This is a genomic window from Corallococcus sp. AB030, from assembly GCF_003668965.1.
Taxonomy (GTDB): Bacteria; Myxococcota; Myxococcia; order Myxococcales; family Myxococcaceae; genus Corallococcus; species Corallococcus exiguus.
This window is the reverse complement of record NZ_RAWQ01000189.1, coordinates 1-22,046: the sequence shown is the minus strand read 5'-3', so window position 1 is coordinate 22,046 and position 22,046 is coordinate 1. Positions and strand designations below refer to the sequence as shown.

The window sequence follows — 22,046 nt, the reverse complement described above, 5'->3', positions numbered from 1 at the left end:
ACCCAGCCCAGGCCCGCAAGGTCCACGCCCAGGTCGGTGGACTGCACCCGCTGCGGCGAGGACTCATTCGTGAGGTCGAACACGTGCAGCCGCTTGCCCGCGGTCACGTAGGCGCGCTGCGAGCGCACCACCACGCGGCTGCGCACCAGATCCTCGAACTGCGTCAGCGCGGTGTCCACGCTGATGTGCCCCAACAGGGTCCCCGCGCGGTCGCGGATGGACAGCACGAGCCCGTTGCCCTGCGTGCCCACCACGTCGGACGTCAGGACGTAGAAACGCTCCGGCCCCAGGTCCAGGGCCAGCGCGTCCGACCCCAGCTGCCCCGTCGCCAACGGCACCGTCTCCAGGAGCTCCAGGCCGGGCGACGCCGCGTCGAACACCTGCACCTTGCCGCCCGCCACCGTGGGGTTCACGGTGGTGACGAAGGCCCGCGAGCCTTCCAGCCGCACGGACGTAGCGATGCCATCCGTGGCCACCCGCCGCACCAGGAAGGGCGTCTCCGGACGCGACACGTCCACCGCCGCGAGCCCCGCCACGTCATTGGCCAGGAGCGCCAGCGCGCCCGCCACGTCCAGGCCCCGCACCGGCAACGGGGTGCTCAAGCCCCCCAGTCGCAGGGGGCGCTCCTCCAGGCGGACATCGAAGATTTCCAGGCCCGCCAGGGACGGCGTGGAGACACCGACGTAGAGCTTGTCTCCCACCAGCTTGATGTCGGACGCCTCGCGCGGGGGGAACCCGGGCAGGCTCAGCGTCGTGCCAATGGGCAGGTCATAGGAGAAGGTCCCCACGGTGACGGGCACGGACTCCCCCGTCAGCGGATCCTTGTCCTCCGGCCGCGTCAGCGTCACGAGCGCCAGGCCCGCGGCATCGCTGATGGGCGTGGTGAACTCCAGCGAGGACAGGTCGAGGATGTCCACGTCCACGCCAGCGACTCCGCCCACCTTGACCGTCGTTCCGGGCGCCACGGCCTTGCCGGCCACGCTCACCCGCACGCGCGTTCCACCGCTCACCGGACCGTGGTTCGGGCTCAGGGTGACGGCCTTGTTGGCCAGCGGCTCCAGGGCCAGAAGGCCCGCGGGGAAGAAGGTCTCCGGGCCGCCTGCGTCCACGAGCCTCACGTCCACCGGCCCCGCGGACAGCGCCGGCAGCGTCACCTTCAGCGTCGTGTCCGTCTTGTCGCCAACGATGCCTTCCGCGCCCGAGCCCAGGAACACGCGGTTCACGCCCGCGAGCCCATGGCCGTGCACCGTCACCGTTCCGCCCCCGGCCGTGGAGACCGTGGACGGGGAGAACGACGCGATGAGCGGCGCGCGCGCCCCGGCCTTCGCCGTCTGGAACTTCGTGCGCAGCGGCAACAGCAGCGCGCCGCCACGCTGATCCGTGACGGAGGTGTCGACCTCCAACGTGTACAGCGCTTCCGCCTGCAGCGGCTGCTGAGGCACCGCGACGATGGCGAAGTCGATCTGCCCCGGGATGTCGCGCACGGAGAGCGTCAGCGGCACGTTCGTCCCCTGAGGCCCCTTCAGCCGCACGGAGTCCGCGGTGACGCTCCCAGGCGACACGGGGCGGTTCATGCGGACCACCAGCTCCTGCAGTGACGGCGGCACGAGCTCACCCCGCGCGGGCTGCGTTCCCGTCACGAGCATGAACGGCGTCTCCAGCTCATACAGGCGCGAGCCTCCGGCCAGCATCAGCCGGTCGCTCACGGGCAGCACGTCCATGGCGGACTCGACGTTGCCGCCGCTCAGCAGCTCCGGATGGTGGAGGTCGGAGACATCCACCATCACGACGCCACCCGCGTTCGCCGCCACGAACAGCACGTCGCCCACCAGGCGAAGCCGCTGCGGCTCGCCGGGCGTGTTGGACAGGTCCTCGTCGAAGGGAATGCGGGTGATGACCGAGGGGGACTGCGGGTTCGACACGTCCACGAACGTCAGGCCGAACTCGGCCGAGGCGAGGATGGCCACGCCGTCGCGGACCACCACGTCCGTGAGGTTGCCGTTCTCATGCAGCGTCCCCACCACGGCCGCGTCCGCGCCCGCCGAGGAGTAGATGAGCAGCGAGCCCTTGGGGGTCACGTTGCTCTTGTAGAGCGTGCGCTGACCACCCCGGGCACCGCCCCTGAGGGACACGTCCGGCAGGGGCGGCAGCGGCTGGTTCGGCTCGCACCGCGTGTAGCGCACGCCCTGGTGCTGGCCCGTCACCACATAGAGGCGGCCGTCCGCCACCGTCGCGCCGTACGGCTCGAAGCCCTCGCCTCCCGACTGCGTCACGAGCAACGGGTCGGTCGGCGTACGCGTATCCACCAGGTAGAGCCTGCCGTCCGCGCCCACCTGATCCCTCTGGGGCTGGCACGTCGGAGGCGGCTGGCTGTCCGGAGGATCCATCAACCCGTTGGCCAGCACCCAGGCGCCCACTGGCGTGGGGATGACGCGCGTGGAGAGCAACTCTCCGCTGCCCGACAGCTTCGCCCGGCCCAGCAGGCCCAGCGTCTCCAGCTCACCGTTGGCGTTCACCTGGAGCGTGCCGGTCCCGTTCAGCACCGCGAGTCCGCTCAGGCCACTGGCCACGTACAGCTGCTGTCCCGACAGCGCGATGTCCAGCGAGTCGGGCATCAGCTCGATGTCCGGCATTGGCGTGCTGGCCGGCACGAAGTGGTTGAGGATGGCCATCACCAGGTCCACGCTGGCGTCCGGCGCCTTGACGATCTGGTTGCCCGCGGCGCGCGGACGACCGGCAAGTTGCACGTCGTAGGCAACGGCGCGGTAGGACTGCGGCACCGTCCCCTGCCCCGTCAGCGCCCCCAGGTACGGCTGCGGGAACAGGTTGCCAGCGCCCGCCGCTCCCGCCGCCGAGTACACGTAGAAGGGCGACAGCGGGCTGCGCGACAGGGCCCGCGGCCGCACCGCCAGCGCCGGCTCCTCGCCCAGGTACGGCAGGCCGTAGCCGGTGCGCGTGGTGGTCGCCACGCTGCGCTCCACGCCGTCGGAGGACAGCACCATCACCGGCGCATCACCGAACGAGCCCGGCGGCGCGACAGCCTTCAACTGCGTGAGTGACAGCACCTCCACCTGCGTGGCGGGAATGCCGCGCACCCGGACCTGCGTGGACAGGCCGAGCGGATCCGCCCAGGACGGCAAGAAGCCCTGGCCCTCCACCTCCACCGTGCTGCCGCCGCGCGGATTCAGGAAGCGCGGCGTCGCGGCCATCGCCTGCAGGGGCAGCGTGTAGAAGTAGCCGCCCGACCGACGCGCGCTCAGGCCCGTGGCCGTGCTGCGCACCACCACGTCCGCGAGGCCCGGTGCGCCCGGGGGGGCCACCACGTCCATCCGCGTGGACGAGCGCGAGCCGACCGTCGCCAGAACACCGCCGATGAACACCTCACACGAGGCGTCGAAGTTCGCGCCCAGCAACTGGTGCACGCCCCCGCCGGCCACCGGGCCCACGCGGGGCACGAGCTGCGAAATCACCGGCGCCGGCCCTTCCGCGAAGGCGGTGCGGAAGTCCACCTGCAGCGGCGCGGCGAGCGACCGCCCGTCGCGGCTGTGCAGCGTGTCCGCGACCACAAGCCGCATCTGCGCGTCGGGAGGCAGCGGCGCCGCCAGCGTGAACACCATCGTGCTGAGTGCCTGCTGCGCATCGCCGGCAGCCAGGGTTCCGGGGACCGGCACGCCGTCCGCAGTGAGCTGGAAGGCGGTCTGCGCGGAGGTGGGGTCCACCGTGGACGACAGCACCACCGTGACGGACTGCAGGCCGAGCGGAACGACGTCGCCCGTCGCCACGCTCGCGCTGACCACGGACAGGTCCGTGCCGGGACCGAAGTCCACCGACCACGCCCCCGAACCGTTGCGCTGGCGCAGGCTCACCACGCGGCCGCCCGGCGTCAGCACCGCGGCGTACGTGCTGCCCGCCTGGGCGCCCGTCACGTGGTAGCGCAGCTGCGGCGACGCCGGATCGCTGATGTCCACCACCGCGACGCCCGCCGCGCCCGCGGCCACGTACGCCAGGTCGCCCGCGAGCCGCACGTCCGTCGCGAAGCCCTTCACGTCGATGTCGCCCATGCGCACGGGGTGCGCCGGGTCGCTCACGTCGACGAGCACGAGTCCCTCGGTCCCCGCGGCCACCGCCGCCAGGGATCCGCGCAGGCGCACGCGCTGCACGTTCAGCGCCAGCTCACCCCGTTGGGTGACGGGGCCTTCCACGGACAGCATCCGCAGCCGTCCGTTCTGGACGGTGCCCGCGCTCGTGCGCGTGCCCACGCCCGCCGCAGCCTGCCCGCCTTCGACGGACAGCGCCTGGGCGCCCGGCGCCGAGGCGTCGCTCCGGATCGGGAAGGGCGCGTACGAGATGTCGAAGGTGTGGAAGCCCTCGGTCCCCGCGGCGGCCAGCAGCCGGTCGCCTCGCGCATCCACGCCATAGACGCCGTCCCCCGGGATGGCGCGCGTGGACACGCGCCTCGGCTGGAAGGGGTTGGAGACGTCGAACTCGTAGACCGCGCCCGTCCTCGGGTTTCCATCCTCGTCGCGAGACAGGACGCCGCTCGCGAAGATGCGGGTGCCTCCGGTGGACGGATAGGACACGGACCACAGGTCCCCCGCCGACTCGAAGCCGACGATGCGGTCATCGCCGCCCAGCTTGTCCTCGTCCACCAGCTCCGCCTGCTGCTGCGGCGGGATGGCGATGCCCGCGTCCGCCTTGGGGCCCTTGGTGTAGAGGCCGGACATGTCCACCACGGTGAGGCCCGTGCTGCCCACCACGTAGGCATAGGAGCCAATCACCACCGCGTCGCGCAGCGTGCCGCCCAGGGCCACCGACGCGCCCGTGGGCTGGTCGAAGGTGAAGGCATTGGGGAGGGTGGCGTGGACGCCATCCGGGTTCACCACGGAGACGTCCACCGTGCCGCGCGCCCCATTGGGCGTGGTGGCCTCCAGCGTGTTGAGCCCCAGCACCTTGGCGTTCACGCAATCCGTCAGCGTCTTGAAGCAGACCTTCACGGTGCCCGTGGGTGAGAACCCATGGCCCGTCAGCACCACGCGCGTCCCACCCGCGGTGGGGCCGCGCGCGGGCGCGATGGAAACCAGCGACAGGTCCGCCGTGTAGACGAACGCACCGGGCAGCACGAAGCGCGTGCCAGACGGGTTGCGGATCTCCAGCGTCGCGGCCCCTTCCGCTCCCGGGGGTGTGATCAACTTCAGCGTGGAACCAGAGAGCGTCACCTTCGCGGGGAGCAGCTCCTGTCCGTTGACCAGGACCGCCAGGCCCGCCTCGAAGCCGGTACCCTCGACGGTCACCTCGGTGCCGCCGCCCACGGGCCCCTGACGCGGCGTCAACGACGTCACGCTGATGGGCGAGGGATTGGCCACTTTCGCCGTGCCGAACTCCAGCGTGTAGACGCCGGGCATCGCCGCCTGGGTGTCCTGGGAGCGCAGGCCCGACACGGTGAGCCGGTAGCGCTGCGACGTCGCCAGGGTCCCTCCGGAGGGCGAAATCGTCAGTTCATCCGTGCCCATCCCCCCGACGCTGACGGTGACGTTGGCGCCGTTCGCGGAACCATCCAGCAGGACCAGCCGGACCTCGGCGGAGGGTCCCTGCTCCACGGGCATGTTGAACGTCAGGCGCAGCGCGCTGGAAGGCCGCGCCGCCACTTCTCCCGCGGAAGGCACGGAGGCCACGACCATGGGGAACGGCAGGCGCACCACGGCCAGGCCGTCCAGGGCCTTGCCCCTCTCCGTCGCGGAGATGCCCACCACCGCGACGTCCCCTTCGATGTCCACGTCGGACAACTGGGTCGCCGGGTACAGGTCGATGGCGTCGATGGTGCGGGGCGTGGACAGGTCCGAGGCCTCCACCAGCTGGAGCGACGCGGGACTGCCCGTCATTCCGATGGAGGAAGTCACCGCCGCGGCCACCTGCGGCCCCAGCGCGCCGGAGACGAACAGGCCGCCGCGCATCATCGGCGGCACCACCGCCTGCGTGTACGGACGCGACGTGGGGACCAGGGACGTCGTGCGCAGCGTGCGCCACGCGGACAGGGCCTGGGTGTCGCGCATCGCCATGGCGCCGAACTCACCGGACAGCTCGCCCAGGACCGCGTAGCCCGCCGGGGCCAGGTCCAGCAGCAGGGTGCTGAAGACGTTGCCGCGCTTCACCTCCACCAGCGCACGGTCGCCCCAGGCCGCCACCTGCTCCACGCTCACGGGCGCGCTGCTGCCCGCCATCAGGAACTGGGTGCGGGCGCCGAGCAGCAGGGGCTGATCCTTGTCCACCAGGGAGAAGGTCAACAGGCCCCCGTCACCCGCCGCCACCAGCGCCAGGTCCCCCACGAGCGCGATGGACCGCGCGGTGCCAGGGAACGGCACGACTCCCCGCGCCTCGGGACCGGTGCGATTGGAGATGTCGAAGGCCAGGAGCGACGGACCGCCCTCGCCCACCATGTCCACGAACGGCAGCGACTGCGCGTTGGCCACCACATAGGCGTGGTGGCCCCGCACCGCCAGCGCCGCGGGCTCGTACGGAGCAAGGATGTTGATGCCACCCACGACCCCGGCCTGCGGCAGGGACACGTCCACCGCGCCCAGGCCGCCCGCCGTGCTCGTATCGGTCACCTCCGTGGGGGTCAGGCCCTGCGTGTTCACCTGGGCCCCGGACAGCACCCACGCCGTCCCGTCCTTCACCACGACCGCGAGCGGAGCGCCCTTCGCCAGACGGTAAGTGGGCTTGGGGCTCCCGTCCGTCTGGGGGTCGTACCGCCCGATGCGCGTCGACACGGCCAGCCGGCTGTAGAGGAAGGCCCCCGCGGCGAAGGCCTGCTTCGTGTCCGGGTTCGTCACCACCACGTCCGCCGGACCAAAGGCACCAGGGGGCGTCACCGCCTCCAGCCGCCCGGGCGCCAGCACGCGCACGGCCGTCGCCTCGACGCCGTTGAACGTCACCGTGGCGCCGCGCTGGAAGCCCGCGCCGGACACCTCCACGTGCGTGCCGCCCGCCAGCGGCCCCGACGCCGGGGCCACGAAGGAGACCTGCAACATGGGCAGATAGAGGAAGCCGCCGACGAGCGACCCTTCGCCGCCGTCCGGGTTCACCACCGTCACCAGCGCCGGGCCCTCTTCCCGCGCGGGCGTGGTCACGGTGAGGCTCGCGCCGTCCTCCGCCACCTCCACGGCCTGCCCTTCCGCCCCGGCGAAGTACACCTTCGCGCCCGTGACGAAGTGCGCTCCCGTCAGCGTCACCCGCGAGCCGCCCCCGAGCGGACCCGCCGCGGGCACCACCTTCGACACCACGGGCGCGTCCTGGATCGTGGCGCGCGTGCGGAACCCGGAGACGAAGGGCTTCGCGAGCACCCTGCCCGCCACGTCATGCAGCGCGGACGTCACGACGACGAAATACGGCGTGGACACCTTCAGGGGCTCGGTGGACAGGGGCGTGAGCGTCACCGACCGGCCGGACGCCGTCAGCGTCACGGGCACCCGGCGGCCCAGCGTGGGGTCCGCCTCGCGCAGCATCACCGTGTCCACGGTGACTTCGCCCTCCTCGGGCGGCGAGGAGAACTCCAGCGCGACCGGGGCGCTCACCGCCACGCCCTGGGTGCCGTCCAGCGGCGTCACGCCGGTGACGACGAAGCGGGGCAGCGTGTAGATGGCACCGCCCTCGTCCCCGAACTGCGCCACCGGCGTGCCGGACGTCAGCGTCAGTCCGCCCGCGCTCGGCAGGTTCGCCCGGACGAAGGGCGTGACGGTGCCGTTCGTGCCCAGCACGGAGGCGGTCAGCAGGCCCTTCACGGGCGTGGTGCCCTTCACCAGCGAGGCGGCGACCACCGCGAGGTTGCCCTCCACCACCACGTCCGACAGGCCGGTGGCCAGGAGGTCCTGGCGCGCCGAACGGTGCGGGACCAGCGCCTGGAGGAGCGGCTCCGCCGGGTTCGACACGTCCACCACCGCGAGCGTGGCGGCGGAGTCACGGCACGCCACGAAGGCCCGGCTCCCCTGGGTCACCACCCGCACGGCCTCGCCCGGCAGCGCCACGAAGCCGCGCTGCACCAGGGACGGACTGCGCAGGTCGAGCACGCGCAGGCCGCCCGTCCCCGCCGCCACCAGCAGCAGGTCTCCGCTCACGGCGACGTCGTACGCCGTGCCCACCACGGTGCGCGTGTTCAACCGCACCGGGGTCATGGGGTCGCCAATGTCCACCACGGCCACGCCCGCCGAGCCGTTGGCCACGAAGGCCAGGTGGCCCGCGGCGGCGGCGCCGTGAATGGCCTCCCCGGGCAGGTCCACCGTCCCCTTCCTCCCGGGCACGTTCGGGTTGGCCAGGTCGACAACGGTCAACTGCGGCGAGGACGCTGACTGGTTGCCGCCCGGCGCGTAGGCGCCCGTCGCGATGACGGCGGTGTTGCCGATGAAGGCCGCCGCGCGCGCGGGACCGTCCAACTCCACGGTGCCCAGGGACGTGGTGGTGCCCTGGTCCACACGCGTGAGCGCCGCCTGGTGGACGGGTTGTCCGCCGCGCTTGCCCACGAGCACCAGGTGGTCCGGTCCCCCGCGCAGCAGCGTCTGGGTGATGTTGCCCGGGAACGGGATGAACCGGCCCGCCGGCGCCATGCCCAGCTCCACGGTCTCCAGCGACGACACGCCCTTGTTGTCGGACGAGTCCCACGCGACGGCGTGGAACGTCGCCGTTTCACCCGCGAAGCCCGTGGGCGGCGTCCACGTGCCGCTGTACAGCGGACGGTTGGCCGGCCCTGTCTGCGGCGTCGTGTCGGAGGCGATGACGCCGCCGTCCAGCATGAAGTCGACGCGCGCCAGCGGGGGGGCGTTGTCCACGGCCGCCGCGGAGAGCGTCATCGGCACGCCTTCCGTCACCACGTCGAAGGCGGGCGGATCCACCAGCTCCACCTCGGGGGGCACGGTGTCGCGCACGGTGCCCACACGGACGGGAGCGGACGTCGTCTCCTGGCCCGCCGAGTCCACGGCCACCGCCGTGAGCGTCAGGAAGCGGTTGCCGCTGCCCACGTCCGGCTGGAACGTGGCGGAGAACACCGTGGGCTTGCCGGCGTAGCCCGCCGGGACGTTCGACGTGGCCACCTTGAGGCCGTCCACGAAGAAGTGCACCGCGCTGACGCGCGCTTCCTGGTCGCGCGCGTCGACGTCGATGCGCAGGGACGCGCCCTCGAAGATGGCGGTATCGGCGGCCGGCTGGACGATGGCCACCGTGGGCTTCGAGTCCGGCTCCACCACCGCGGAGACCGTCTGGCTCCACTTCTCCTGTCCCGCCACGTCCACGGCCCGGGCGCGGAACACCACCGTCTGGCCCAACTCCTCCGGCTGCGGCACGTAGACGATCTCGTAGGGCAGCTGGTTGCGCCGCCCGACCTCCATCTCGTTCCCGCCCGCGCGCGAGGCATGGAAGCCCACGCTGGCGATGGCGACGTCGTCCGACGCGGTCGCGCCCAGCGGTGTCGGCCGGCCCACCACCAACCGGCCCGCCGGTACCATCGCGACCTCCGGCAGGGCATCCACCTTCACCTTCACCGTCCGCGTCTTGCTGACGAAGAGGCCGGACGTGTCGGTGGCGATGGCTTCGAGCTTGAGGTCCGTTCCCGCCAGATTCGCGGGCACCCGGTAGGTGAAGGCGTAGGGCGCGGCGGGCATGGTCGCGTACAGCGCGTTGTTGAGCTTGAAGTCCACGCGCACCACGGCCACGTTGTCGTCCGCGGTGGTCTCCACGCGCAGCAGCTGCCCGGCGGTGATCTCCGAGTTGTCCGCCGGCGTGAGGAAGCTCAGCGTCGGCGGCGTCGTGTCCGCCACCACCTGCACCGTCACCACCGGCGCCAGCGCCTGCTTCTGGGCGGTGTCGCGGGCGCTGGCGCTCAGGGTGAGCGTCCGTCCCGCGGAGCCGGGCGGCAGCGGCACCCGGAAGCGGTGGGGCGCGCTGGTGCTGACGAAGCGCAGCGTCCCGCCCAGGCCTCCTTCCACGGTGGCCTCCACGGACTGCACGCCCACGTCGTCCTGCGCGGCCACCAGGAAGGCGAAGTCCCGCCCCTCCGTGACCTCGGTGGCGTTCTGCGGCTCGGCGATGGCCACCGTGGGCGGCGCGTCCTGCTTCACCGACACCACGACCACCTGGCTTCGCACCTCGTGGTCGAAGGAGTCCCGGGCCACCGCCTGCAGCTTCATCGTCGTGGCGCCCGCGGGCACGGGGACGTTGAACACGTAGGGCGGCGCGCGCAGCACCAGTCCGTAGGCCGCGTCGTTGACGGACAGCCACACGCTCGTGACGGCCACGTCGTCCTCGGCGGACACCGTCACCGTGACCGGCGTTCCCTCGACCACGGACGCGCCGTCACTCGGGGACAGCAGCGACACCGCGGGCTGCTGATCCCTCACGATGTCCACCAACTGCAGCGCGTCCTCGCTCATGTTGCCAGCGGAGTCCCGCACGCGCACCACGATGAAGTACGGCGCGGAGTCCCCGGCGCCCAGCTCGCTCAGGCGCGGCGCGGTGAACTCCGTGCGCACCACGGGACTGGAGAGGCCGTAGCCCTCCTGGACGACGGCGCTCTCCGGGGTGAAGCCACCCGCGCGGCGCACCGTCTGAAGGGCACCCAGGTGCGGGCCCACGAGGATCTCCACCTCCTGGACGAAGACGTTGTCCAGGCCCATCGCCTCGATGACGACGGGGCTGCCCTCCACCAGGTCCTGCCCGAGCGACGGGCGCAGGACGATGGCCTCGGGTGGCGTGGTGTCCGCCACCACGACCACGCCGTGCTCGACACCGGTGGTGTGGTTCTCCAGGTCCCGCGCCACCGCGCGGACAACCAGCCGCGTCGGGTTCAGCGGATCCCGCTTCACGAAGCCCGGCGGCAGCCAGACGCGGCCCTGGAACTCCTTGAGCCGGGACACGTCGTTGAAGGGCGCGGCCAGGGTCGCCGCCGCGTCCCGCAGCGTGGGGTCGTACGCCAGGGGCACGCTGTCGGGGGAGCCATCCGCCGGATCCGCCTGGATGCTGCGCGCCTGCGCGCGCGACACCGTCAGCGCGGACTTGCCGTTGATGAAGAACTCCACGCTGCCCACGCCCGTGTCGTCACCCGCCACCGCGGAGAGCACCAGCGACACGCTGCCCTCGGTGAGCGTCATGCCGGGCGTCGGCGTCGCGATGGCGATGGCCGGCGCACGAGGCGCCTGCGCCTCCACCAGGACCCGCGCCTGCTGCTGGAAGCCCTTCGAATCCGTGACGAGCACCCGCAGCAGTCCGGGCGCGCCGCCCGCCTTGCGCCGCGGCGTGAAGGACACGGTGTGGGACGCGCTCTTGGTGCCCGCGGCGGGAACGTTCGTCAGGACTTCCACGTCGTCGTACCAGGCCTGCACCTTCGCCAGGCCCACGTCGTCCGCGGCCACGACCCTCACCTTGTGCGGCACATCCTCCAGCACGCGCACGTAGCCGCTGCGCAGCTCCGTCTCGGAGATGCGATTGCCCCCTTCGGGCGCGCCGTTGGGCAACGTGAACTCCATCTGGGACAGGGCCACCGTCGGCGGCGCGTCCGGGCGGATCTCCAGGTAGACCGTCTGCGACACGGAGGCATTGCCGGAGCGGTCCTCCGCCAGCGCCACCAGTTGGAGCGGGGCTCCGGTGGTGGGCGTCGGGATGCTCAGGGGGAAGTACACGGTCCCCAGGCGCACGCCCTCGCGCACGCCACGGCTGACGCCGTCCACCAGCAACTCCACGCGGCGCACGTCCACGTTGTCGGCGGCTTCAATCTGGACGGAGAACGCCTCCTTCTCCACGCGGGACGTCCCGCTGACCGGCTGCACGATGCGCACCGACGGCCCCACGGTGTCCGGCGCGGCCTGGAACGCGCGGCCCTGGACCGTCAGCGCTCCCGCCAGGTCCTTCACCGCCACGGTGAGCTGCACCGGATCCGGGCTCCAGCCCTCCGGCAGCCGGTACTTCGTCTGCGCGGAGAAGACCCTGCCGGGCGTCACCGCCATGCTCCAGGGCTGCACGGTCAGCCGCTCACCGGAGACCACGGCACGGACCTGGGCGGAAGCGCCCTCGTAGCGCACGCCCACCTCCGTGACGGCCGGCATCGCGCCCCCGGACTGGATGGGCCGCAGCGACACCTGGACCTCCTCCATGTCCAGCGCCGCGGGGAACATCAGATCGACGCAGAAGGGACCGTCCTGCACGCCCCCGCAACGCGACGCGGAGGTCAGGTCCACCTGCCGGCGTCCGCCCGGGTTCGCGGCCAGGAAGGACTGGAGCAGGGCATCGTTCTCCATGCCCGGCGTCACGGTGAAGCGGTAGCGCACCTCGGCACGCAAGCCGTCCACCGCCGAGGGCCCCACGGACAGCACCAGCCGGCGCGGCGCCGCGCCAAGCAGGCCGGTCGCGGGCGGCTCCACGTCCAATCCCGTCGCGCCAGCCTGGAGCGCGAAGCGCTGGGCCGAGCCGAACTCCAGCGCCACGGCGGCCCCCCGCGCGGTTCCGCTCGCGTTGGGCGTGGGCAGCACGAAGTGGCCATTGCCCAGGAAGCCCGCGAGGGCGCGCGTCGAGCCCACCAGCCACCCGGCCGCGAGGCCCGTGTCCTCCTCCACCTCCACCTGGACGGTCTGCGCCGCTTCCTCCAGGAGCGCGGCGTTCGCGGCCGGCTGCGACCAGCGCACCACCGGGGCCACGTCCGCCACCAGCTCGCACGAGAGCGAGGCATGGGTGGTCCGTCCCGCGGCGTCCGTCACCTGGGCCGTGAAGGTATAGGTCCGGGGGCCGAAGGAACCCAGCGCGGGGAGCGTCAGCGGCCACGTGCGCGTCAGGGACGCCACGGGCTCGAAGGGCGCGACGGTCAGGGCCGTGCCATCCGCCTTGACGGTGAGCGACGCCAGCTTGCCGTCGTCGCGAGCCTGGGCCTTCAGCGTGACAGAGGAACCCGCCACGCACGTCTTGTCGGAGGGCGCTCCCTCCAGCGACAGGGCCAGGACGGGAGCCTCCGTGTCCTGCGCCTCCACGATGTGGAAGGCCAGGGGCGCGGTGGCCGTGGTGTTCCCGGCGGGATCCACCGCCCGGGTCACCAGGGTGTAATCGGTCCCCGCGGCGAGGTTCTTCAGGCTGAGCGTGCCCTCGAAGCTGGCCAGGTACCGCCGGCTGACGAGGATCTCCCCGGGCGCGAGCGGGTTGGGCGTGCGCGTCTCCTCATAGCGCCCGTCCTTGGACGCGAGCACGCTGTCACCGCCGACACCCGAAACCACGAGGCCGTTGCGGCGCACCTCCACGTCCACCCGCGCGACGCGCACGTCGTCGCCCGCCTCCACGCGCAGGCCCAGGGCCCCATCGCGCTTCACGGTGAGGGTGTTGCCCTGCGGCGACAGCGGGGCCACGAGCACCGCGGAGGGAGCCTCGGTGTCCGCGCGCACGTCCAGGTGCACCTCGGCCTTGCCCGTCTGGCCCCCCGTGTCGCTCGCCTCGATGCCCACGGATGGCTGCGCGCCCTTGCTGATGATGGGCGCCTGGACCACGAGGGTCTGCTGTCCGGAGAGGACGAGCGGCGGCCCCGACAACGGCAGCGGGCCCTGACGCACGCCGCCCGACAGGCCCACGAATGCGACGACGCCGTCATCGTCGCCCACGGTGGCCATCAGCCGGACGTCCTCGCCCTCCTTGTAGGGCGTGCCTGCGGCGGGGGCGACGAGGGTGACCACGGGCGCCTGGTCCTTCACCACCGCGACCGGGAGCTCGCGCACGGTGGTGAGGTTGGAGGAGTCCTTGGCCTCGGCCCTCAGGGTGAGCGTCTGGCCTTCCAGGTTGGCCGCCACCGGCACCGTCCAGCGGTACACCTGGTAGAGCCCCTCCGTGGTGCCCGTGGTGCGCGTGACGCAGTTGCCCTGCGCGCACAACTCCACCTGCGTCACCTCCACGTCGTCCAGGGCGGCGACGACCACGTCGAGCGTCCGGCCCGCGAACACCGGCGCACCCGGCGCGGGCGAGCGGAAGGTGAGCATGGGCGGCTGGCTGTCCCCGACGATGTCCAGCTCCCTGGAGGCCTCCGTGACGTGCGTGCCGTCCGAAGCCCGCGCCACCAGCGTCGCCTTGCGCGCGGGCCCCGTCGCCGTGAAGGCGAAGTGGTACGGGGGCACCATGGCCTCGCCCAGGCTCTGACCGTCGAGCAGCAGCTTCACGGACGTCACCGCCACGTCGTCGCTGGCCACCACGGACACATCCACCGTCGTCCCGACCGTGGCCTTCGTGGGCGTGAGCGGCGGGAACGACACCAGCGGTGCACCGTCCGCCGTCACCTCGACCTGCACCTGGGGCGCAGCTCCCAGGTTGCCGGACGAGTCCCAGGCCCGCGCGGTCAGCACGTGGTGGCTGCCCGCCGCGCCCAGCGCGCTCTTCGGCACCACGGCGTGGGTGACGAACGAGCCCCGCACGCCGCCGTTCTCCCCCGGAGACTCGTCCAGGAGGATGCGGTTGCCATCCAGGAGGAGCTCCGCCTTGACCACGTCCACGTCGTCCAGGCCCGCCACGGAAACGAGCAGGTCCTGCTGCTCCGTCACCTTCGCGGGGGCCTTGGGCACGACGAAGGACACCGAGGGCGGCACGGCGTCCGGAACGACGAACACCTCGCTCTCCTTCAGCGTGGTGAGCCCCGCGACATCGCGAGCCTCGGCGGCGATCTTCAGGACCGTGGACTGCGCCACGCCCGGCAGCGTGTACGCCAGGGCATAGGGCGCCTTCGTCGACAGGCCCACCGCCACGCCGCCCACGAACCAACGCACCTCCACCTTGTCCGGCTGCTCGTCCTCGACCTGGGCGGTCAGCGTCACGGTGCTGCCACCGACCTGGGTGGACTGGAAGGCGGGCGAAAGGATGACGAGGTTCTTGGGAGGCGCGTCCGCGACGACGGTGGCGGTGAACGCGTAGCGCGAGGGCTGGCCGGCGCTGTCGATGGCCACGACCTCCACCTGCCGCGAACGGCCCAGGTCACCCGCCACCGGCGTCCAGGACAGGTCGAAGAAGTCACTGCCCGAGGAGGTGCCACCGCCCCCTGCCTTGGTCAGCCGCGTCGACGCGACGGTCGTCCCGGCCACGCGCAGGGACACCTGGGTGCCGAAGGCCATGCCGTCGTCGCCCACCGTGCCGGAGACGTGGAAGGGCACGCCCACCACCGCGTTGGCGGTGGTGCCACGAGGCTGCGTCACGGTGAGCAGCGGCGGCGCGTCCGCGACCACGCGAACGAGCAGCGTCTCCGAGCGCACCAGCGCGCCCGCGCGGTCCAGGGCCTCCACGCGCAGCGCCACGCTGGAGCCGGCGGTCCCCTGGCGCGGCGTGAAGGTCATCTCCCACAGGGGCACCGGGATGGGTGCGTGGGTCTCGGGGTGCTCCCGCACCTCCACGCGCGGCAGGTCCACTGCACCCGCGAAGGCGTCATCCAGGTAGAAGCGCGCCACCTGGAAGTCCTCGGTGGACAGGGTGCCTGACGGCCAGGCGCCACTGGTGACGCGCAGCACCTGGGGCAGGCCCTGCACCAGCATGGCACCGGGCGCGGGCAATTCGATGACGACGGGCTGCTTGCTGGGCGCGGGGGTCCCCGCCACCGTCACGCTCTGCGTCGGGCCCACCACCCGTTGCCCCCCGGTGTCCGTCACGGCCGCGGCCAGGGTGAGCGTGGCGCCACCATAAGGAGGCGCCTGGATGCGCAGGGTGTAGGGCGCCTCCGTGTCCTTGCCGGCGGGTACGCCGTTGACCAGGAACTCGACGGATGCCACCCCGATGTCGTCGGTGGCCACGGCCGTGAGGTCGAACGCGGTGCCGGCCACCACCGTGGACGGGACGGAGAGTCGAACCGTGGGAGCGCCGTCTTTCACCTCGACATCGGCGAAGGCCTGGAACGACTCGTGGGTCGCGAGGATGCGCGCCACGCCGGGGCGAACGCCGGTCACGCGTCCGTCGCGGTCCACCGTCGCGATGTCCGGCTTCGCGGACGACCACTGAGTCCCCAGCGCTCCCGCGGACAGGTCCACGTGCCGCACGGGCGTTCCGGTGAGGGTGCCCTCCAGGCGCAGCGCCGTCGTGCCCCCCACCCGCGCGACCTGCGGGCTGGCGGGCAGCACGGCCACGCTGGCCAGGTCCGCGCCCGAGTCCACCATCACCGTGGCGGTGGCGGTCAGCCCACCAAAGGTGGCGGTGAGCTGGGCGGTGCCGTCCGAGCGAGCCTGGACGCGGCCTTCGGAGGACACCACGAACACGGAGGGATTGGACGACGCGTAGGTGACGCCCTGGAGCGCGCCGCTGAGGTCCACGTCGCCCGCGAGCGAGAAGTGCCCCGTCACCCGCACGGGCACGGTGGAGCCGTAGCCACCAGACAAAAGCAGCGGCGAGGGGGTCACGGACAGCGCGACGAGCGGATCAAACGCCCGGCCGCTGGTGAACTCCACGGCGGAGCCATTCACCACCCGGCCATACGGATCATGCACGGCGATGTCCGCCACGACGACGCCATCCGCGGGGACCTGGACGTCACCCAACAGGGGGACGACGAACTGGATCTGGCTGGAGCCCTGGGTCTGGGGACGGCCCACCTGACGGCGCACGCTGGCGAACGCCACGGCCTCCGCGTCACTGAGGCTGCCGTGAACGCTGCGCAGCGCCTCCACGGAAGCGCCCACGAGCGTCAGCTCCGCATGGGACACGGGTCCCTGCGCGGTCACCACCACCACCAGATGGGACAGGTCCGCGCTGGCGTTCACCCGCACCGAGCCGGCCGGAAGGACCGGCGGGGCGCTGGAGAGGTCGAAATGCGCGTGCTGGGGTTCTCCCGTCCCACCGCTGGCCGGGGCGGCGTCGATGTCCACCACGGCATCCGGGGGGAGCGCGCGCCGCAGCGGCACCCGGACGTGGAAGGGCACGGCGCCGGCCAGGTCCTGCTCCACCACGACGTCATGGACGTCCACCAGGGTGCCCTGGGTGGCGGACGTCGCCTTCACCGCCACGCGCAGCTGGGTGACGACGCCGGTGGTCGTGAACCCCAGGTCCAGGGCGCTCGTTCCGGGCCGCAGCGGCATCAGCGGGAACACAGCGGCCACGCGCGTCTGTGCCTGGGCGTTTCCCGCGACGATGAGCCCGGTCACCAGCGCCAGCAGCGTCAGGCACCGCTTCATGTTTTCAAGGAGCACCGCTCCCCCTCATTCCAACGAAGACCGCTCGACCCGGACCGTCTGCCCGAAGGCAAGGCCCCGCCACCCACCACGCCCCATCAAGGCTTCACGTCCGGAGTCCCCGCCGGGGATCCGGTCCCGTCCGACAACTGGACGGACGACGCGGCCCGAAGCCGCGTCAGGAGCTGCTCGAACACGCGCCGCTGGGCCCCCGGCGCCATCTGCCCGGCCACCGCTTCGCGAACCTCCTCGAAGGGAGGCACGCGCGCGGGACGGCGCTCCTGCAGCACCAGCACGCCCACGCCCGTCGCGTCCTGCACCACCGCGGAGACGGCACCCGGGCGGTTCAGCGCCAACGCGGCCTTCTCGAGCTCCGCGTTCCCGAACTCGCCCCGCGCCAGCAGCCCCCACTCCCCGCCTCGCGCACGCTCCGGGCCATCCCCCGAGGCCGCGACCTTCGCCACCGGCTCGCCCGCGAGCAGCCGCTTTCGCAGGGACTCGGCGCGCTGGCGTGCCTGCTCCCAGACCGGGCGACCGCTGCCCGAAGGGACCATCACCCACGCCCGGGCCAGGCGGAGCCGCTCCGGCTGCGCGAAGCGTTCGAGGTGGCCCTCATAGAAGGCGCGCGCCTCCGCCTCCGTGGGGGCGGCAGTGGCCTTCTCTTCCTGGGCGAGGAGGGCCTGGATGCTCAGCCGCTCTTCCAGCTCCCGCACCTGGCGGCGGATCTCCTCGTCCTGGGGAATGCCCCGGCGAGTGGCCTCCTGGAACAGCAATCGCTTATCAACCAGGGAACGAATGAATTCCTGACGTCCCGGACCGGTCTCGAAACGTTCGCGAAGGTTGGGAGGGAGCCGCTGGCTCTCGCGCAGAACCTCGTCCTGGGTCACCACGCCGCCATCGAAGCGCGCCACGACGGGAGCCGTGCCAGCCGTGGAGGCGGGCTCGTGGGTGCCTGCCCGGCCGCACGCCAGGGACAGGAGCAGCGAGGAAATTGACAGCCAAACTCCAGAGCCCCGCTGATGTCCCATGCCGTCCAATGTCCGCTTCCCCGAGGCGGCTGGAAATACTCCAGTTCGACCATTGATCACAAGCAGCTGTAGGATAACGGACAGGGTGACATTCAATGGCGCGGGCACCGCGTCCGGGGGCAGCTGGACCGTGGAGATTTCGATGGGTCGGAAGTTCAGGTGGATGGGACTGGCAGTGTTGGGGCTGTCCCTGGGAGTGAGTGCCTGCGGCAAGGAGAAGTCAGCCTCGACCCCGGCAGTGACGGATTCTGTCGTAGCCCGCGTGGGGGAGACGAAAATCACCCAGGCGGAGCTGGAGGCGAAGCTGGCGGAACAGCCTGCCTTTGTCAGGGCGCGCTACGGAACTCCGGAGAAGAAGAAGGAATTTCTAGACAATCTTGTTCGCTTTGAACTGCTGGTCCAGGAGGCGAAGCGCCGCGGGCTGGAGTCGGACCCCGAGGTCCGGGCGATGCTTGAGAAGGTGATGGTGCAGCAGCTGGTGAAATCCCAGACGGAGTCCGCGGAGGCGGTGGTGGGCGACGCGGACGCGAAAGCCTTCTACGACGCCAACCTCGCGGAGTTCGTGAAGCCGGAGCGCGTCCGAATCAGCCAGCTCGTGTTGAAGGCGCCCCGGGGCACGCCGGAGCGGCAGAAGGCGCTGACGCAGGCGGTGAAGCTGGCGACGGAGGTGCGGAAGGAAAGCAATGTGCCGCGCGCGTTCGACACGGCGGTGCGTGCGCACTCCCAGGACACGGCGACCCAGGCACAGGGTGGAGACCTGGGCTTCCACACGCGAGAGGAATTGACGGCCCTGGGGGGCGAGGCGCTGGCGGAGTCCGCGTGGAACATGAAGGCGGTGGGCCAGCTGTCAGCCCCCGTCGAAACCGATGCGGGCGTCCATCTCCTGATGTTGCAGGCACGTCAGGTGGGGCATGAGCAGACGTTCGAACAGGCAAAGCCTCGCATCATGCAACGTCTGGGAGCGGAGCGCCGGTCGAAGGCGCTGGAGGCCCTGGTCGAGAAGCTGCGGACCCAGACGAAGGTGGACGTGAACGAGGACGTCCTCGCGAAGGTGAACCCGGAGGCAGGCGTGAAGCCCGCGCCCCGCCCGGGGCAGGCCGAGGCGGCGCCGCGATAGACAGCCCATCCAGGGACGCCGCTGGCGATTGTCTTTGTTCACCCAGCTTGAGCCGAGCGGCGTCTCCCATTGGACGAGTCCTATCCGCATCGCACCACGGAGGATGTGACACCTTTCGCGTCCAGCACCTGCTTCAACCACTCCATTTCCGCACGGGTCCCTTCCCTCACGGTGCCGGGGATCCGGGCCTTCAGTGCGCCCGCATCCGCAAGGGTGAGTCCCAACTCCGCCCGCAGACACTTCAAGGCCAGCACCGCGTGAGCGCCTGATGCCTGGACGTTCAGGCCCCACGCTCCCTCATCCCGGAGCAGGGCCTGACGGAATGACTCCGGCGGTATCCCGATGCCATCCATCTCCAGTTGACCGCCGCAGTGCCCGCACCGGTAGGCAGCCCAGTACCGGAGGCCGTCCATCGCGGACTGTCCGCCGTACAGGTCCACCTCGCGGCCGCAATCCCCACAGACGGTCTGTTCCACCCGCGTCGCCGGCATCAGTCCTCCGGAGCACTCACGGGTTCGACGTACGGCAGCGGAATCCCATGGGCCTTCAAGACGGACTCGTACGCCGTCAGGTAGTCCCGGAGGAGTCCTTCGGCTTCCTCCAGGAGGCCGCTCGCATGATCCTCGTCGGCATCAGCTCCGGACGGGGGCGGCACCAGCGCCTGCGCGTCCTTCACCAGGCCATGGAGGATCCGCAGCGAGTCCCCTTGGATGACCACGCCCGGAAAACTCCGGCCCGGCATCTGGACCACGGCCGCGTTCGACTGTCTCGACAGCACCTCGGCCCGGTCCTCTTCCATGGCGCGAGCCTCCGCCTCCGTATCGACCCGGAAGGGTCGTCGGAGGCTCAGCTTGCCTGACAGGCAGGCTTGGCGCTCAGGCCCGCGCGGCGTCGTCGTACGACACGCGCAGGCCGTCGTACGTCACCGTGATGAACGGGCGCCCCATCCAGCCACAGTGCGTGCAGACGGCGTTCGGACCGGTCGCGGTGACCCGCACCGGCAGGTCCGACTCGCACACGGGGCAGCCCTCGGGGAGGGTGTACTCACGGGTCTGGGAGTGGACTTCGGTCATGTCTTCAGGGGTAACGCAGCCTCCGGACGCCGCAAGGCGCCCCCCGGTTCCGCCTTCCCTGAAACATGCGACGCAGGCCTGTTCGTCTGTCTTTCCGCCACACCGGGCGCCCGCTCCCCTGCCTACTCCCGAACGCCTGATTTTCGGATGATCGTTGAACGATGAACGGTTGGGCCCCCGTCCCGAATGTCTCGGGCCGGAGGATTCATGGACCGGACGAAGTCTCTTTCGCTCGCCGCCCTGGCTGCCCTTTTCGTGGGGGGCTTCGCCTCGGGTGACGCGCTCGCCCTGCCGCGTGATCCCTACCTTCAGAAGGTGGGCCCCGACACCGCCACCGTGGCGTTCCGGCTGTCGTCGAACTGCTCCAGCGCCCAGGTGCGCTACGGCGTGGGCAACACCAGCCAGACGGTGAAGTCCTCGGCCACCGCGAAGATCCACGCCGTGGTCCTCACCGGCCTGGCCCCCGCCACCTCCTATACGTACTCCGTGGACGGCTGCGGGGAGACGACCCCGGCGAAGGCGTTCACCACCGCCCCCGTGCCCGGCACGCGGCGCGTGCACTTCGCCGCCGTGGGCGACTTCGGCACCGGTGGCAGCGATCAGAAGAAGGTCGCCGCCTCCATGCTCACCAACAAGCCGGAGCTCTTCGTCGCCCTGGGTGACAACGCCTACGCGTCCGGCACCGAGACCGAGTTCCAGACCAACCTCTTCACCCCCATGGCCGCCCTGCTCGCGCAGGTGCCCATGTTCGCCACGCCCGGCAATCACGAGTACGTGACCAACGAGGCCCAGCCCTATCTGGACAACCTCTACCTGCCCACCAACAACGCGGAGGGCTCGGAGCGCTACTACTCGTTCGACTGGGGACACGTGCACTTCGTGTCCATCGACTCGAACTGCGCCGTGGGCCTGGCGTCCGCGAGCAAGTGCACGCTCGCCGCTCAGAAGGCGTTCGTGGAGAAGGACCTGGCCGCCACCACGCAGCCGTGGAAGGTCGTCTTCTTCCACCACCCGTCCTGGTCCAGCGGCGAGCACGGCTCGCAGCTCACCATGCGCCGCCAGTTCGGCCCCCTGTTCGAGAAGTACGGCGTGGACCTGGTCCTCACCGGCCATGACCACGACTACGAGCGCAGCAAGCCCATGCTCGGTGACGCCGAGGCCGGCAAGAACGAGACGGGCATCCCCTACCTCGTCGTCGGCGGCGGCGGCGCCACCCTGCGCACGTTCGCCACGTCGCGCCCCTCCTGGAGCGTCATCCGCGACGACGCGGCCCATGGCTTCCTCGACGTGGACGTCGTCGAGGGCAACCTCACCGCGAAGCTCGTGAAGACGGACGGCGGCACGCTGGACTCGTTCACCCTCTCCAAGACGCTGCCCTCGCAGCCCGAGCAGCCCCAGGGCACGCTGAACGTCGCCGTCAACACCGCCAGCGGCGCCGCGCCCCACACGGCCTCGTTCACCGCGACGGCCTCCCAGTCCGGCGCCACCGTCACCTGGGACTTCGGCGACGGCGCCACCGCCGAAGGCCCCCAGGTCCAGCACGTCTTCGCCCAGGCCGGCACCTACACCGTGACGGCCAAGGCCACCGTCCAGGGCGCCGCCCCGCTGACGGCCACCACCGTGGTCACCGTTACGTCCAACGGGACCACCGACCCTGGCACCGACCCCGGCACGGGTGAGGACC

The 22,046-nt window shown here is 71.6% G+C and carries 7 protein-coding genes; 2 read left to right on the top strand and 5 right to left on the bottom strand.

Annotated features, from left to right (window positions below; genetic code table 11):
- A partial coding sequence (locus D7Y15_RS33635; protein ID WP_148712932.1) for an Ig-like domain-containing protein occupies positions 1-17,147 on the bottom strand: 17,147 nt, incomplete at its 3' end.
- Positions 17,148-17,242: 95 nt separating this feature from the next.
- The gene (locus D7Y15_RS33630; RefSeq protein ID WP_158629170.1) at positions 17,243-17,917 is read right to left on the bottom strand and encodes a peptidyl-prolyl cis-trans isomerase; all 675 of its coding nucleotides are present in this window, start codon (positions 17,915-17,917) and stop codon (positions 17,243-17,245) included.
- Positions 17,918-18,335: 418 nt separating this feature from the next.
- Between D7Y15_RS33630 and D7Y15_RS33625 the strand changes: the two genes are divergently transcribed.
- The gene (locus D7Y15_RS33625) at positions 18,336-19,289 is read left to right on the top strand and encodes a peptidylprolyl isomerase (protein ID WP_158629169.1); all 954 of its coding nucleotides are present in this window, start codon (positions 18,336-18,338) and stop codon (positions 19,287-19,289) included.
- A gap of 80 nt (positions 19,290-19,369) precedes the next feature.
- Here the strand turns inward: D7Y15_RS33625 and D7Y15_RS33620 are convergent, their stop codons facing one another.
- The 3 genes from D7Y15_RS33620 to D7Y15_RS33610 all read right to left on the bottom strand — a co-directional run bounded on the left by D7Y15_RS33620 (position 19,370) and on the right by D7Y15_RS33610 (position 20,362).
- Entirely contained in the window at positions 19,370-19,780 is a 411-nt protein-coding gene (locus tag D7Y15_RS33620) for a hypothetical protein (protein ID WP_121755144.1), read from the bottom strand.
- Positions 19,780-20,088 (bottom strand): hypothetical protein, encoded by a 309-nt coding sequence (locus tag D7Y15_RS33615; protein ID WP_121755143.1) that lies wholly within the window; start codon positions 20,086-20,088, stop codon positions 19,780-19,782. The genes D7Y15_RS33620 and D7Y15_RS33615 overlap by 1 nt, the downstream gene beginning before the upstream one ends.
- Positions 20,089-20,164: 76 nt before the next feature.
- The gene (locus tag D7Y15_RS33610; protein ID WP_120580872.1) at positions 20,165-20,362 is read right to left on the bottom strand and encodes a hypothetical protein; all 198 of its coding nucleotides are present in this window, start codon (positions 20,360-20,362) and stop codon (positions 20,165-20,167) included.
- 207 nt (positions 20,363-20,569) lie between these two features.
- Here D7Y15_RS33610 and D7Y15_RS33605 point away from each other — a divergent pair.
- A partial coding sequence (locus tag D7Y15_RS33605; protein WP_121755142.1) for a metallophosphoesterase occupies positions 20,570-22,046 on the top strand: 1,477 nt, incomplete at its 3' end.

Excerpts from the sequence above, each read along its gene's own strand:
- D7Y15_RS33625 (WP_158629169.1), top strand. The coding sequence starts at position 18,336 with ATGGGACTGGCAGTGTTGGGGCTGTCCCTGGGAGTGAGTGCCTGCGGC.
- D7Y15_RS33620 (WP_121755144.1), bottom strand. The coding sequence starts at position 19,780 with ATGCCGGCGACGCGGGTGGAACAGACCGTCTGTGGGGATTGCGGCCGC.
- D7Y15_RS33615 (WP_121755143.1), bottom strand. The coding sequence starts at position 20,088 with ATGGAAGAGGACCGGGCCGAGGTGCTGTCGAGACAGTCGAACGCGGCC.
- D7Y15_RS33610 (WP_120580872.1), bottom strand. The coding sequence starts at position 20,362 with ATGACCGAAGTCCACTCCCAGACCCGTGAGTACACCCTCCCCGAGGGC.